The organism is Acidithiobacillus ferridurans (assembly GCF_003966655.1).
Lineage (GTDB): Bacteria > Pseudomonadota > Gammaproteobacteria > Acidithiobacillales > Acidithiobacillaceae > Acidithiobacillus > Acidithiobacillus ferridurans.
Window position 1 is genome coordinate 332,768 of sequence record NZ_AP018795.1, and the last position, 14,287, is coordinate 347,054.

General features: G+C 60.1%; 14 protein-coding genes and 1 tRNA gene. 10 read left to right on the forward strand and 5 right to left on the reverse strand.

The features are described 5' to 3' along the window. The first annotated feature begins 13 nt into the window (after positions 1-13). Complete coding sequence (nhaA, locus tag AFERRID_RS01625) at positions 14-1,369, forward strand: Na+/H+ antiporter NhaA (protein ID WP_172959315.1); 1,356 nt, start codon at positions 14-16, stop codon at positions 1,367-1,369. After that, complete coding sequence (nadC, locus tag AFERRID_RS01630) at positions 1,366-2,193, forward strand: carboxylating nicotinate-nucleotide diphosphorylase (protein WP_113525375.1); 828 nt, start codon at positions 1,366-1,368, stop codon at positions 2,191-2,193. The genes nhaA and nadC overlap by 4 nt, the downstream gene beginning before the upstream one ends. Positions 2,194-2,205: 12 nt before the next feature. On the opposite strand, the gene AFERRID_RS01635 is transcribed toward nadC, so the two are convergent. Next, positions 2,206-3,444, reverse strand: a complete 1,239-nt coding sequence (locus AFERRID_RS01635; RefSeq protein WP_126604247.1) for a hypothetical protein — start codon at positions 3,442-3,444, stop codon at positions 2,206-2,208. A gap of 160 nt (positions 3,445-3,604) precedes the next feature. Between AFERRID_RS01635 and AFERRID_RS01640 the strand changes: the two genes are divergently transcribed. The 3 genes from AFERRID_RS01640 to AFERRID_RS01650 all read left to right on the forward strand — a co-directional run bounded on the left by AFERRID_RS01640 (position 3,605) and on the right by AFERRID_RS01650 (position 6,113). Continuing rightward, the gene (locus tag AFERRID_RS01640) at positions 3,605-4,222 is read left to right on the forward strand and encodes a TetR/AcrR family transcriptional regulator (protein ID WP_225981788.1); all 618 of its coding nucleotides are present in this window, start codon (positions 3,605-3,607) and stop codon (positions 4,220-4,222) included. An 89-nt stretch (positions 4,223-4,311) separates the two neighbouring features. Continuing rightward, complete coding sequence (locus AFERRID_RS01645) at positions 4,312-5,040, forward strand: dienelactone hydrolase family protein (protein WP_113525373.1); 729 nt, start codon at positions 4,312-4,314, stop codon at positions 5,038-5,040. After that, the gene (locus tag AFERRID_RS01650) at positions 5,037-6,113 is read left to right on the forward strand and encodes an NADH:flavin oxidoreductase/NADH oxidase (RefSeq protein ID WP_126604248.1); all 1,077 of its coding nucleotides are present in this window, start codon (positions 5,037-5,039) and stop codon (positions 6,111-6,113) included. Before AFERRID_RS01645 ends, AFERRID_RS01650 begins: the two co-directional genes overlap by 4 nt. 50 nt (positions 6,114-6,163) lie before the next feature. Here AFERRID_RS01650 and AFERRID_RS01655 read toward each other — a convergent pair whose 3' ends face one another. Continuing rightward, positions 6,164-6,790 carry a nucleotidyltransferase gene (locus AFERRID_RS01655; RefSeq protein WP_113525371.1) on the reverse strand — a complete coding sequence of 209 codons (627 nt, stop codon included), beginning with the start codon at positions 6,788-6,790 and terminating at the stop codon, positions 6,164-6,166. A gap of 54 nt (positions 6,791-6,844) precedes the next feature. Between AFERRID_RS01655 and AFERRID_RS01660 the strand changes: the two genes are divergently transcribed. The 4 genes from AFERRID_RS01660 (at position 6,845) to AFERRID_RS01675 (ending at position 9,399) form a co-directional block, all read left to right on the forward strand. Further along, positions 6,845-6,929, forward strand: a tRNA-Leu gene (locus AFERRID_RS01660). A gap of 69 nt (positions 6,930-6,998) precedes the next feature. Further along, complete coding sequence (locus tag AFERRID_RS01665) at positions 6,999-7,565, forward strand: DUF805 domain-containing protein (RefSeq protein WP_126604249.1); 567 nt, start codon at positions 6,999-7,001, stop codon at positions 7,563-7,565. Positions 7,566-7,597: 32 nt separating this feature from the next. Beyond that, positions 7,598-8,392: an FkbM family methyltransferase gene (locus tag AFERRID_RS01670; RefSeq protein ID WP_126604250.1), complete on the forward strand. Its 795-nt coding sequence runs from the start codon at positions 7,598-7,600 to the stop codon at positions 8,390-8,392. Between the two features lie 152 nt (positions 8,393-8,544). Beyond that, on the forward strand, positions 8,545-9,399 hold the full coding sequence (locus AFERRID_RS01675; protein ID WP_225981789.1) for an alpha/beta fold hydrolase: 855 nt from the start codon (positions 8,545-8,547) through the stop codon (positions 9,397-9,399). On the opposite strand, the gene AFERRID_RS01680 is transcribed toward AFERRID_RS01675, so the two are convergent. The 3 genes from AFERRID_RS01680 to rluC form a co-directional block, all read right to left on the reverse strand. Continuing rightward, entirely contained in the window at positions 9,392-9,961 is a 570-nt protein-coding gene (locus AFERRID_RS01680; RefSeq protein ID WP_113525367.1) for a methyltransferase family protein, read from the reverse strand. The genes AFERRID_RS01675 and AFERRID_RS01680 overlap by 8 nt on opposite strands. A gap of 123 nt (positions 9,962-10,084) precedes the next feature. Next, positions 10,085-10,750 (reverse strand): HAD family hydrolase, encoded by a 666-nt coding sequence (locus AFERRID_RS01685; protein WP_113525366.1) that lies wholly within the window; start codon positions 10,748-10,750, stop codon positions 10,085-10,087. Continuing rightward, positions 10,747-11,700 carry a 23S rRNA pseudouridine(955/2504/2580) synthase RluC gene (gene rluC / locus AFERRID_RS01690; RefSeq protein ID WP_126604252.1) on the reverse strand — a complete coding sequence of 318 codons (954 nt, stop codon included), beginning with the start codon at positions 11,698-11,700 and terminating at the stop codon, positions 10,747-10,749. The genes AFERRID_RS01685 and rluC overlap by 4 nt, the downstream gene beginning before the upstream one ends. Before the next feature lie 197 nt (positions 11,701-11,897). Between rluC and AFERRID_RS01695 the strand changes: the two genes are divergently transcribed. Beyond that, positions 11,898-14,249: an Rne/Rng family ribonuclease gene (locus AFERRID_RS01695; protein ID WP_126604253.1), complete on the forward strand. Its 2,352-nt coding sequence runs from the start codon at positions 11,898-11,900 to the stop codon at positions 14,247-14,249. Positions 14,250-14,287: the final 38 nt, after the last annotated feature.

A 14,287-nucleotide genomic window follows, 5' to 3' on the forward strand; every position in this document is an offset into this window, starting at 1 on the left:
CGGAGACACCCGGATGGCTAAACGCCAGATCTATCCCCTGGAACCCCTGTTCGGAAGAATGCTCTCACCTTTCGAACAGTTTCTGCGGCGGGCAACGGCGGGTGGTATCGTGCTCATCGCGGCGACCATCCTCACCCTGATTCTCAGCAACTCAACCTGGCACACGGCCTATCACGCGTTCTGGGAGCAGCATCTCAGCCTGCACTGGGGTAACTGGATATTCGATCAGAGCCTGCATCACTGGATTAACGACGGGCTGATGGCGGTATTCTTTTTTGTGGTCGGGCTGGAACTCAAGCGCGAATTTCTGGTGGGGGAACTGTCCTCCCTGCGCGATGCCGCCCTGCCGGTTATCGCCGCGCTTGGCGGCATGCTGGCTCCGGCGTTGATTTATCACCAATTTAACCCGACCGGCCCGGCGGCAGACGGTTGGGGAATCCCGATGGCGACGGATATTGCCTTCGCCATCGGGATTCTCGTCCTGCTCGCCTGGCGCATCCCTCGTAATCTGATCATTTTTCTGACTGCACTGGCCATCGCCGATGATCTGGGCGCAGTGCTGGTCATCGCGATTTTTTACACACCGGCGCTCCATATCAAAGCGCTGATGATCGCCCTGCTCTTGCTACTGGCCTTGCTTTTGTTCAACCGGAGCGGCGTTCGTCATACCCTGCCCTATCTGCTGGTCGGGCTACCCTTCTGGTATTTCGTGATACTCTCCGGAATCCATGCCACGGTGGCCGGGATTCTTCTGGCTTTTACCATCCCGGCGCGGGGCCGCATACTGCCGGGCGAACTGGCGGACAACCTCAGTGCCCACGGACAACACCTGCGCGATACCATAATCCACGGCAAACGTCTGGATCCTCTGGTCAACGAACAACTTGCCGGGATCATTCAGGACATCCGCAACATCAGCGTCGCCGCGCTGGCCCCCCAACAACGTCTGGAGCATGCCATTCAGCCCTGGGTGACTTTTGCGGTCCTTCCGGTTTTTGCGCTCGCCAACGCCGGCATCCATTTTGCGCACATCTCCGTGAACATGCTGTTCAGTAGCGTTACCATCGGTATTTGCCTGGGATTGGTATTGGGCAAATTCCTGGGCATCGGCCTCAGCAGTTGGTTGGCCGTGCGCCTCAAAATCGCGCGGCTGCCTGCCGGGGTACGATGGCCACACCTGCTGGGCGCTGCCTGGCTCGGCGGCATCGGTTTTACCATGTCTTTATTTATCGGCCAACTGGCCTTTGGCGATCCGCAGCTGCGAGAAGAAGCCAGGCTCGGTATCCTGCTCGCATCGCTGATAGCCGCAAGCATAGGTTTGCTCTGGCTATTTCAGGTAAGCCGCAAAAAAGGAGACCTACCCGCATGATCCCCGCTGACATATTACACACGGTACAAGAGGCTCTTGCCGAAGATATCGGCAGCGGTGACCTGACCGCAGCACTCATTCCGGCAGATCAGGAATTGCGCGCGCGCATCATCAGCCGGGAAGCCGGCATTCTTTGCGGACGCCCCTATGCGGATGCCACTTTCGCCGCGCTATCCCCCGCCCTTCAGATCCACTGGCAATTGGCCGAAGGCGCGTGGATGCTGCCCGATCAGGAAATCTGCAGCATCGCCGGTCCTGCCAGGGCTCTGCTCAGCGGCGAGCGCACCGCACTGAATTTCCTGCAGACGCTCTCCGGTACCGCCACCCAGGTCAGCGCTTTTGTCGACATGCTGCGCGGCCATAAAACCCGGCTGCTGGACACCCGTAAAACCATCCCCGGCCTGCGTCAGGCGCAAAAATATGCGGTGCGTATCGGCGGCGGACACAACCACCGGCTGGGCCTATACGATGGCATTCTCATCAAGGAAAATCACATCGCTGCCTGCGGCAGCGTCGCGGCGGCACTGCAGGCGGCCCGGCAACTGGCTCCGGCACTCACCCGCATCGAAATTGAAGTGGAAAATCTGAGCCAGTTGGAAGAAGCGCTGAGCGCGGGCGCCGACATGATCCTGCTCGACAACTTTACCCTGGAGGATTTGCGCCTTGCCGTGCAGCGAGTCGCAGGGCGTCTGCCCCTGGAGGCATCGGGGAATATGGACCTGCACAATATCACTGAAGCAGCGGCCACCGGCGTGGATTTCATTTCCGTGGGCAGCCTCACCCGCCATCTGCGCAGCCTGGATCTGTCGCTGCGTCATCGCTGAGCGTTCCGCCGCTCAGGAGGCACGTGCCGCCGCATCCAGACTGCGCAGGGTCTCATCCGCACCTGCCGCCGCCGTCAGGTCGGCGACATTATCCTTGGTGAAGAAGCCCTGAAAACCTCCGAAGCGCTGTACGTACTCCACGATCAGCGAGGAATGCTCCGAAGCGCTGGAGAAAATCTGCTTCAGCCCTTCCCTCTCCGAACCAGCAACCTCCAGCAGAAATTTCTGCCCGCAATTCTGCAGGACGTGCACCACATGGTCGATATTGGCCTGACCTCCGGTGTGTCCATCCCGCACCGCCACCGCCAGATGATGTAAACGCGGCCCGAAGTTGCGCACGAAGGCCTCGGTGGGGGACGGTCTGCCGATCAGGTGATTGCAAAAATACGGATGGTTGGCGGCGGTAAAAACCTTGGCCGGGCTCTGCAGTTCACTGGTAAAATGCATGCTCTTGGTCACATTCGTGGAAGAATTCTGATCGGGAATATCGTAGGAACCCCAATAGTAATAACTGGAGAGAGTCAGATACTCGAGAATAGCCGCCTCCCGATTCTGACTGTAGACCCTGGTCGCCAGGTGATCGATGGGCAGAAGGAGCTTGTCCAGACCGAGCCTCTCACGCAATTCCTTGGCCCGTTCAAAGGCGGCCTGCATGTCCTCCCGGATCGAGGATAGCCCCAGGGAATAGACCCGGATGTGGTCGTCCGGGCGCTCCCAGTAACCGACGACATTGTGGGTATAGGGAGACGGTTTGACGATGGCCATATTCCCCGGCAACTCCAGGTGGCGAACCTGCTCCTGATTGAAAAAACGGATTTCCCGGCCCTTCTGCACCTCCACCACCTCATGCAGGTTTTGAACCTGAAAGATCTCCCCCATATACCGGGAGTTCGGCCGCTGCGCCCCGATGGGATAGACCTCGTTGAGACTGCGAAAAATACCGTGCAGGTTGGGATCTTTCACCTCCCGCACCAGCACGTCGGGGGCACTCATGTCGATCCGCAGGATGTGCGTCGAGTGCTGCTCTGTTTCCAAGGTAACCAGGTAGTCATAAGGCGTCATCAGGCAGAGTTCGCCGACATAAGCCACGGAATGCCCGGGCTCCACCGTGATCATCAGACTGTCGATACGGCCGATATTTTCGCTCAGGCCCTGGCGGTCACGGTCTTCCAGCAACCGTCCCAGCCACTCCTCAAAAAAAGCGGAATTCTGCTTGTCGCCCTGCCGCTGAAAATCTGCCGATGCCTGCATATCCACTTCTCCATTCATGTCGTGTCGATCAGTGTAACCCCCCTGATCCAGGCAGCCAACGTACCCCCCTTCGCACTGCCCTTGCTTCATCGGCCGCGTCTTGCCGGAAAAGCACATGCACTTCTTGACAAGATACCGATTGGTCGGTATCCTTAATTTTATGATGACACAGCCCCTACGAAAAACCCGTAACCCGGAGCAGACCCGCAGCGATCTACTGGATGCCGCCTATATCGAGATTTTGGAATCCGGCTTTCAGGCGGCCAGTCTGGAACGCATTCTTGCCAATACCTCAGTAAGCAAAGGCGCGCTCTACCACCACTTTGGCACCAAGCGCGAACTGGGGCTGGCCGTAGTCGAAGAAGTGATTGCGCCGCAACTTGCGGTGCGGTGGTTCGCCCCTTTTGCCGAGCACAATGACCCTTTGGTCAGCCTCCATCGTATTCTCGAAGAAAAAATCAATACCGCCGACGAATCCGTCATCCGCTACGGCTGCCCCCTCAATAATCTCATCCAGGAAATGAGCCCCCTCGACGAGGCGTTCCGCTGCGGGTTACAGCAGATTCTCGATCGCTGGGTCTCGGTCATGGCCGACGCCCTGGCCGAGGGGCAGACCGCCGGCAAGGTGCGCACTGACGTCGAGGCGAAAGAGGTAGCACTCTTCATCGTTGCCGCCATCGAAGGCTGCGTCGGCCTGGGCAAAAATGCGCAGTCCGTCGAAGCCTATCGGCGTTGTTTGCGACAGTTGCAACTCTACGTCCAGTCACTGGCGGCCTGAAGGGTATCCCGCATCGTGCCGTGAACATCCGCTTCTCCATTTCCGGCGTGCCGCTTTTTTCTGCTTTCTGACCGCAGCAAGGAGATATCATGTCGCAAATCACATCTGAATGGGTTCAACTGGAAAACGGCCTACGCGCCTGGTATGCCCGCCCTGCCGACGTGGGTCCACACCCGGCCGTGCTGATCTTCATCGAGGCATTCGGAGTCAACGCACACTTTCAGGACGTGGCCCAACGTCTTGCCCGGGCGGGTTATTGCGCCATAGTGCCCGACCTGTATCACGGCAAGACCTATGAATATTCCGATTTCAACAGTGCCATCGCCCACCTCAAAACTCTGAACGACGCAGTCGTCATGCAGGAAGCGCACATGGCCATCCAGGCACTGCAGCAACGCGCTGAGGTGCGTAAGGACGCCATCGGCACGCTGGGGTTCTGTATGGGTGGACGCTACGCCTTCATGGCCAACGCCATCCATGCAGAACATCTCCGCGCCGCAGTCGCCTTCTACGGCGGCGGTATTGCTCCCGATCAGGATTCCGTCGGACGTAAATCGGTGCTGCACCTGGCGGATCAGATGGGGGCGCCGCTGCTGCTGCTCTATGGCGCCGAGGACCAATCCATCACCCCCGGAGAACATGGCCGCATCGCCACTGCGCTCAGCGCCGCCGGCAAGCGCTATACCCTGACCGTGTTTCCAGGCGCGCCACACGGTTTTTTTGCGGATCCTCGGGACAGCTTCCGTCCCGATGCCGCGCAGGAAGGCTGGCGCCTGACCCTTGACCACTTCACCCGTTATCTCGGAGCATCCGCATGACGCACAAGCTGTTTTCCTCCTGGACGTTGCGCAGCGTCACCCTGCGCAACCGCATCTGCGTGGCGCCCATGTGCCAGTACTCCACGCCCGATGGCGTCGCCGGGGACTGGCATATGGTGCATCTCGGCAGCCGTGCCGTAGGTGGCGCCGGGCTGGTCATGGTTGAAGCGGCCGCCATCAGCCCGGAAGGCCGCATTTCCCCCCGCGACCTCGGTATCTGGACGGATACGCAGGCGCAGGCACTGGCCCCTATCGTGGCGTTCATGAAGGCGCAGGGGGCGGTCACCGCCATTCAGATCGCCCATGCGGGACGCAAGGCGTCCACCCGGCCGCCCTTTCTCGGTGGCGACCCCATTGCGACCGACGCAGAGGACGGCTGGGAGCCTCTGGGACCCAGTGCCCTGCCCTTCCACCACAGCCATACCGTGCCCCACGCCATGGACGCCCAAAACCTGGAGAAGGTACGTAGGGACTTTGTGGCCGCGGCCAGGCGCGCACTGGCCGCAGGATTCGAGGTTCTGGAACTGCACATGGCCCACGGCTATCTGCTGCACAGCTTTCTGTCCCCCATCAGCAACCAGCGGACCGACGAATACGGCGGCAGCCTGGAAAACCGCATGCGCCTGCCACTGGAAATCACCGCTGCCGTGCGCGCGGTGTGGCCCGAAGATCTGCCCCTCTGGGTGAGGATTTCCGCCACGGACTGGGTGCGCGGCGGCTGGGACCTGGAGCAGTCCGTCGTCCTCTCCAAGGCGCTGAAGGACCGTAGCGTGGACGTTATCGATTGCAGCAGCGGCGGCATGACGCCGGATGCCGTCATCCCCGCCGGCCCCGGCTTCCAGACGCCTTTCGCCAGCGCCATCCGCCAGGAGGTCGGCATACCCACCGTCGCTGTCGGCCTCATCACCGAGGCAATGCAGGCAGAACACATCCTCGTCACCGAGCAGGCCGACGCCGTGGCCCTGGCCCGGGAACTGCTGCGCAATCCCTACTGGCCCCTGCACGCAGCCCGAGAGCTCGGCGTCGAACTCGCCTGGCCCGTACAGTACGATCGCGCCAAAGCTCGTCCATAATCCCCCTGCCATTCGGGGACTGCCATCGGGGTGGCGGTAATGAGGGGATGTCAAACGGGGTTCGGGACGGATTCCACCAGCAGCTTCTGCAACTGCGCGAGTGTCGCCCTGCGCAGGGGTCGACCGTCCACGGGGGATGCGGGACTGCGCCGGTCCTCGTCCAGATCAAAGAGGACCAGACGCAGATCAGCCCCGGCAAAATTCAGTTTCAGGCAAGGATAATCCCGGGCCGGGGCATCCCCATAATGAAGCCGCTGCCAGACCTCTTCATAAGCCACCTTCTGATCCATCAGAAAAAAAATCACGCTCTCCGGCGTGTCCACAAAAAGATGGAGGGTGACGGGCACGTGACGCGTCGCCGTCCCGGTCAGAACCGGCCCGGTCAGACGCGGCCGAAACTCCGCCAGCCACTGCATGGCCTGCGCAGCCTGCTCGCGGAGCAGGCGCAACTCCGCCTCATGCGCCTGACCATGGAAAAGCTGCAGACGTGACTGAAGCTCTTCCTCGATCTCCGCATTACTTGGCCAGTCCTGTTGAGCATCGCCACCAGCGCCCAGGCGGCGCGCCGCCTTTTCCTTGGCCACCCGGAAGTCCACCACCCCTTCGTCAGCCATGATCCGCGCCGATTCCACCACTAGCAGGCGCCGCAAACGGGATTGTTGCTGTGACTTAACCATTTCCGCACCCCGCTCATTGTCTACAAACGACATTCCGCATAAGATAGCGCGAATGCGAGAGTGGCGGAATTGGTAGACGCACTGGATTTAGGTTCCAGCGGTTACGGCCGTGCGAGTTCGAGTCTCGCCTTTCGCACCAACTTCTCAAAATAGCCGTTGCGCCGTAAGGTTGTCGCGTGCTGCAAGTTGGGTACAAATGGGGGCATAAATGAATATGCAACAATCCATTATGTCAGGATATCAAAAGTTTTTTACCAGAAGCGGCCGGGCACCGCGCTCAGAATACTGGTATTTCCTTTTATTCTATCTATTGTTGAATATTGCCGTACAACTACTGGGTATCTATCTCCGGACCCACGATCATTCCGGCACCACTTCCATTCTCCTTTCGATTGTCGCGATGGGGTTCTGGCTGGCAGCCCTGGCCACTGCCGTACCAATGCTGATGGTCACGGTCCGTCGTGTTCACGATATTGGACGGACGGGTTGGTGGGTAGGCGTCTCCTTTATCAACGGGCTCCTGCTCGACGGAGCGTTTGGATATGTGATCTTCAGAACCACTATCATGCACAATACCCAAAATCTGCAGGCTGGTCTGCCCAGTGGCGGTATGGCAATCGTCTTGGGCATATTGGGCTTGATCGGCATCGCGTTGGGCCTTACGATCTTCATCTTCACCCTCCTGCCGGGAAGCCCAGGAGAGAACCGTTATGGCCCAAATCCTCTGGACTCCCACGCCACGCCTGTTTCCGGGCGCGAGTTCGATAGATCCTGATCGAGGCACCTGTAATTCATGAGGATTTAACATTGACCACCTTCAGACCAATTGCATTTGTCATGGCGTCAACCAATCATGGAACCATGATAGTCAACAGAAATGACTACAGAATCGTTCCCGGCGGGGAATTTGGCGTTGGCCATCAAATACTCACGTCGTCATCTTTCGACCAGCCCGAAGTGGATCTCGTCCTGCAGTTGTTATCCGCCAGAAGAACCCACCATGGCGATGGCGTCTTTGCCATCGATTGCGGCGCCAATATAGGCGTCCACACCATAGAGTGGGCAAAGCTCATGTATGGCTGGGGATCGGTGGTCGCCTTTGAAGCGCAGGAAAGAATTTTTTATGCGCTGGCGGGGAACATCGCCATCAACAACTGCTTCAACGCCAGAGCCGAATGGGCTGCCGTCGGCGCCGGCAACGGATTCATCGGGGTTCCGTCACCGGACTACAACCTGCCGTCGAGCTACGGCAGCCTGGAGTTGAAAAAATCGGCGAGCAACGAGTTCATCGGCCAGGAAATAGACTATTCAGAGGAAAAAACCATCCGGACGCGGATGGTTGCCATTGATCAGGCGATAAGTGGACGGGTTGATTTTATCAAAATAGACGTCGAGGGAATGGAAATCGATGTGCTCCATGGCGCAAGGGAAACGATCATACGCAATAAGCCAGGCATGCTCATTGAAAAAATAAAATCAGAGGAAAACGAACTGATCGGATTCGTTACCGGGCTAGGCTATAAAACATTCCAATTTGGGATCAATATAATCGCCGTACACGAATCGGATCCGGTGATCTCCATCATAAATACCACGGTGTAGATTCACGCCATGGAGCGGAGCACGACGTGTGCGGCGGCCGGGCAGAGCATCCTTACCGACGGCGCGAAGCGGATTGTCCTGGCAGATCGCCTGCGACCGAACACAATGCCTGAAAAATGAAACGGTCATTCACCTCGGATTCCGGCCGGATCGTGTCCTATGAAGACATCGGTGACCCGAACGGAAAGTTGCCGGTATTGTTCCTTCACGGTACGCCCGGCTCCCGCCTGCAACTGGAGTTACTGCCTGCAGCCCTGCGTAGCGGTCTGCGCTGGATCGCCTTCGACCGGGCGGGTTATGGAGCATCGGACCGGCAGCCGGGACTGACCATGACCGAAGTGGCGGCGACGGGCGAAGTTCTGGCCAACCATCTGGGGCTGGACGCCTTTCACGTGCTGGGTTTCTCGGGCGGTGGTCCCTACGCGCTGGCCTGCGCCCGCGCCATGCCGGGGCGGGTGCGCACCGTGCATCTGGCGAGCAGCTCGGGACCGGCGGAGCTTCCCGAGGTACGATCCGCCTTCGGTCTTCAGGACCACACCATCTTTATCCTGGTGCGCCATGCACCGTGGCTTTTCAGGGCGCTGTTGCGCCTCAGAATGGCGGGCGTGCAGCGGAGGCCGGAGCGCTTCGTGGCGCAGTTCGCGGCAAAGATGACTACCCGGGACCATGCCCTGCTGGCGGCGCCCGACGTTCTGGCGAAGCTTTGCGACGATTTGCGGGAGGCTTTGCGGCAAGGGACTGCGGGGTTGGCTGACGATTTCGCGGTGCTCAACCGCCCCTGGCCCTTCCGCCTGGAGGATATCCGGGTGCCGGTGCATGTCTGGCAGGGTACACAGGATCATGTGAACAATCTGCAGGTCGGTCTGGCGATGGCCGCACATTTGCCAAGTGCGCAGATCCATCTCCTGGAGTCAGGCTCGCATACGCTGTTGCTGACCCATGCCGCGGAGATCCGTGCGGCGTTGGACCAGGATGAGGCCCTGGCTGCTCAGGAACCCGCTAAATGATACCGGGAACAAGGCAGTACGTGCAGTTGCGGTATTCCTGATAAGCGATCCCGAAGGCGTCCACGAGTATGCGTTCCTCTTTGACGATTCTCCAGAGGTAGGCCAAAATAACAGGAACGACGATCAGGATGGCGGTGGCCCAGTAGCCAAACGACAGCGCCAACCCCAAAAAACAGAGTAGCGCTCCCGTATAGGATGGATGGCGCACCATGCGATAGGGTCCATGTCGGATCAGCCGGTGCCCAGGCTGAATGGCCAGATCCACGGTGAAATATCTCCTCAACGTCATGATCGCGTATGTTCGCAACAGGAGTCCCGCCATGAGTAACGAAACCCCCACCCGCGGTAGATAGAGCGCGATATGTGGCTCCTGACGGATTTCCAGAGCCAACACGCAAGCCCAACTTCCTACGCTGGACAAGATCACGACGTTGAATATTTTTGAAGACCCGCCATCCTGCCTGTTCGCATTCATGGGGGAACGGAAAAAGTATTCCAGGTACAGCTCCAGCAATATCCACGCTGACAACAGCGCTAACAGCAGAACAGCAGATACCATCATTCCTCACCGCCCTTGAGCCCCTTGCCCCGATCACCAGCGATGAAACAGTGTACCACCATATCTCCACATCCTGAATCCTTGAGATTATCCCGAATGTTACGACAGCTATTCAACGCCGGTGCGTTAGCGGATGAGCCACCCAGGCAAGGCGGTGGGGTCGGCAAAACACATCGCGGCACCGCTGGCATCCAGGCGTTCCGCGCCGTGTACGCCGCACAGCACCCCCACCGGCAGGACCCCGGCGGCCACGGCCATTTCCATGTCATGCACAGTGTCGCCCACCATGATGGCCGCTGCTGGGGGCAGGTCATAGTGCCGTAGCAGTTCGCGGAGCATCAGGGGGTCGGGTTTGGAGCGGCTTTCATCGGCACAGCGGCTGGCGCTGATGCAGGCGGCAAGGAGGGGATGTTCGCCCAGCACCCGATCCAGCCCGCGACGGGTTTTACCGGTAGCCACCGCAATCTCGTAACCAGCGCCAGCGAGTTGCACCAGCGCGTCTTCCACCCCGGGAAAGAGGGGCATTTGGCCGACCGGGGTGCCGAAAAAGCACTCCCGGTAACCCGCCAGAATCCGTTCCCGGGTAGGCTGATCCGCATCGGGGGCGAGGGCCGCCAGGGCGTCTTCCAGTCCCAATCCGATAATTTCCCGGTACTGCTGTACGCCGCGATCCGCCAGCCCTGCATAGGCAAACGCATGGGACAGGCAGCCGCAGATGGTAGAGATGCTATCCATGAGGGTACCGTCCCAATCGAAAACGATCAGCCGGCAATCACTGGGGGGCGGGATCATCCGGCGGATTCCTTGCGCAGTTGGGTCAGGACGGCCTGCAGATCAGCCGGCAGCGGGGCCTCGATGCGCATGGGTCGGCCGTCCTGCGGGTGGCGGAAGGCCACCAGGGCCGCATGCAAAAAAAGTCGCTGCAGGCCCAGGATACGCAGGCGCTGGTTGAAGATCGCATCGCCATATTTCTCATCACCCGCCACCGAATGCCCTATCGCTTGCAGGTGAACCCGAATCTGGTGCGTACGCCCGGTATCGAGGTCCGCCTGCAACAGCACCGCACCGCGGAAACGTTCCAGTGGTAGAAAACGCGTATGTGCAGCCTTACCCTCCACCGGGTCCACCCGCACCATGCGCTCGCCGGACTGCAGGGTGTTCTTGCGCAGGGCCAGACGCACGGAGCGCACCTTGCCCTGCCAGTCACCGGCCGCCAGCGCCAGATAACGTTTCTCCATGAGGCCTTCCCGCAGGGCTTCATGGAGCGCACGCAGCGCCGAGCGCTTCTTGCTGAATATCAGACAGCCGGAGGTGTCGCGGTCCAGGCGATGTACCAGTTCCAGTTCACGGGCATCAGGCCGCAACTGGCGCAATGCCTCGATGACGCCCCAGCTCAAGCCCGACCCCCCATGCACGGCCAGCCCGCTGGGCTTGTCCAGCACCAGCAGATAAGTGTCTTCGTAAAGGACAGCGGCTTCCAACTGGCTCTGCAGGTAGGTGGGCAGCACGGCGGGATCGCTGGGCGCCGCCACCCGCACCGGCGGCAGGCGCAGCACATCGCCCTCAGCCAGGTGGTAGTGCGGCCGCGCCCGCCCTTTGTTCACCCGAACTTCGCCACTGCGCAGGATTTTGTAGATATGGGAGCGCGGCACACCTTTCATCACCCGCAAGAGGAAGTTGTCCAGCCTCTGCCCGGCTTCCGCGTCGGTTACCTGCCATTGCCGCACCCCGTTTCCCGTCATTTTCCCTGCCTCTGTGCTTTTTTCATTTGCGATTCTATTCTTTTATGGCATATATTTCGACCTGGGCCGCTGCGCTTCTCGGAGCGCGGCCCCAATTTCAGCATCGACGGGTAACCCCGTCGGTCCCAATTACAAACGCTGCGCTCCCTGGTGGGCCCTTTGGGCTTGCGGGTTGAGCGCCGGAGAACGAAGAACTTATGAAACGGATGTTGATTAATGCCACCCACGCGGAGGAGTTGCGGGTGGCTTTGGTAGATGGTCAAAAACTCCTCGATCTGGATATCGAACGTGCGTACCGGGAACAGAAAAAAAGCAATATTTACAAGGGTCGAATCACCCGTGTGGAACCGAGCCTAGAAGCCGCCTTCGTCGACTACGGCGCCGAACGGCACGGTTTTCTGCCCCTCAAGGAGATCGCCCGGGAATACTTCCAGCAGCAGGAGCAGGGCCGCAAGCGCATTCAGGATCTGGTGCGGGAAGGTCAGGAAATCATCGTTCAGGTAGACAAGGAAGAACGCTCCAGCAAAGGCGCGGCGCTCACCACCTTCGTCAGTCTGGCGGGACGCTATCTGGTACTGATGCCGAACAATCCGCGTGCCGGTGGCGTCTCCCGGCGCATCGAAGGCGAGGACCGCACCCAGATTCGCCAGCACCTGCAACTCCTGGACATCCCCGAAAACATGGGCGTCATCGCCCGTACCGCGGGGATCGGTCAGGAGCTGGAGGCTCTGCAGCGCGACCTGGAATACCTCAAACAGATCTGGCAGGCCATCGTCGATACCGCGGCGCCGCGTGCCGCGCCTTTCCTGATTTATCAGGAGGGCAACGTCGTGGTCCGCGCCTTGCGCGATCACTTTTCCGAAGATATCGGCGAGGTGCTGATCGACGAGGAAGGGGCCTACCATGCCGCGGTGCAGTTCATGGGCTCCATGATGCCGAAAATGGTGCATCGCCTGAAATACTACGACAACGACGTACCTCTTTTCTCCCGCTATCAGATCGAGCAGCAGATCGAGTCCGCATTCAGCCGCGAAGTGCGCCTGGAGTCGGGGGGAGCCATCGTCATCGACCACACCGAAGCGCTGGTGGCCATCGACGTAAATTCGGGGCGCGCCACCAAGGGACAGGACATCGCGGAGACCGCATTTCAGACCAACCTGGAAGCCGCTGAGGAGATCGCCCGGCAGATTCGTCTGCGTGATCTGGGCGGGCTCATCGTGGTCGATTTCATCGACATGGAAATCCCCAAACACCAGCGCGAAGTGGAGAACAAACTCAAGGAGGCACTCAAGCTGGATCGGGCCCGGGTACAGTTGGGGCGTATCTCCCGCTTTGGCCTCATGGAAATGTCCCGGCAACGTCTGGGTGCGAGTCTGGAGGAAGCCTCTTCCGAACCCTGCCCGCGCTGCAACGGTACCGGTCAGATACGGGGCTGCGAAGCCACCAGCATGCACGTCCTGCGCCTGCTGTATGAGGAGTGCATGAAAACTGGTGCCGCCGAAGTGGAGTGTCAGGTCCCGGTGGATGTAGCCGTCTATCTGCTCAACGAAAAACGCCGCCAGATTCTGGAACTCGAGGCCAAAACCGACACCCGTATTCTGATCCGTCCCACGCCAGAGATGGTTACGCCCCATTATCAGATTCAGCGGACGCGCGTGGAGGGGGGCAGCAGCCGGACGGCTCCGGCGCCTGGCGGTGAAGGCAACACGCTGCCCACCCGCCCCAACCGCCCGACGAACGAATCCGCGGCGCTGAGTCCGTTGACCGCGCCGCCACCGCCCGAGGTGTTGCCACCACTACGCACACCACCGGCACCCAGCAGCCCGAAAACGAAAGCACCCGCCAAGGTCGTTCCGCCGGAAGAGGGCATTCTGGCCCGGCTGGTGCGGGCGCTGGTATCCCGTTATGTGCCCGTTGATGCCGCGACTTTCCTGGCGGAAACCAGTGGTGCCGAGATGTCGGCAAGCACGGAGCAGGCCAACGAGACCAACAGCGATGAGCAGGAAAACGGCAGCGAAGGGCGCAGCAGTGGCCGGCGCCGCCGCCGCGGTGGACGTCGGGCGCGCGCCCGGCGTTCCACCCAGGGTGGAGAGAATGGTACGGAATCCTTTTCGGCAGATGAGGAAGTCCCTGAGGAGAGCTATACGACAGAGGGATTTCAGGATAATGATCTGCTGGCAGGCCCCGAGGATGACAGCCATGTCCTGGAGGAACTCGTCTATCCCGGCTCGGTACCCGCCGCTGCCGACTGGCACCAGATGCTGGTCCCCGTCACGACGCGGACTCCGGTTGCCAATCTGACCGTTCAAAGTGATCCGGCACGGGAAGTAGAAAGCCTGCCCGCAGAGGAGCCCACGTCCTTGGCCGTTCAAGAACCGGCCAAAGACACCACTCGGGAATCCTTGCCGGTGGCCGTGCGACAGGAGCCCACTCCGGAACCCGTGCAGGGTGACCTACTGGCCGTGGAGGCCATAGAACAGGGGGGAGCAGAATCTGTTGACGTCCCCGGTGACGCCGAGCAACGGTCTTTCCCGCTGGGCGACGGTTGAGCAGCGGCTACGTCGCGCTACCAACCGGGGCGTAGTGG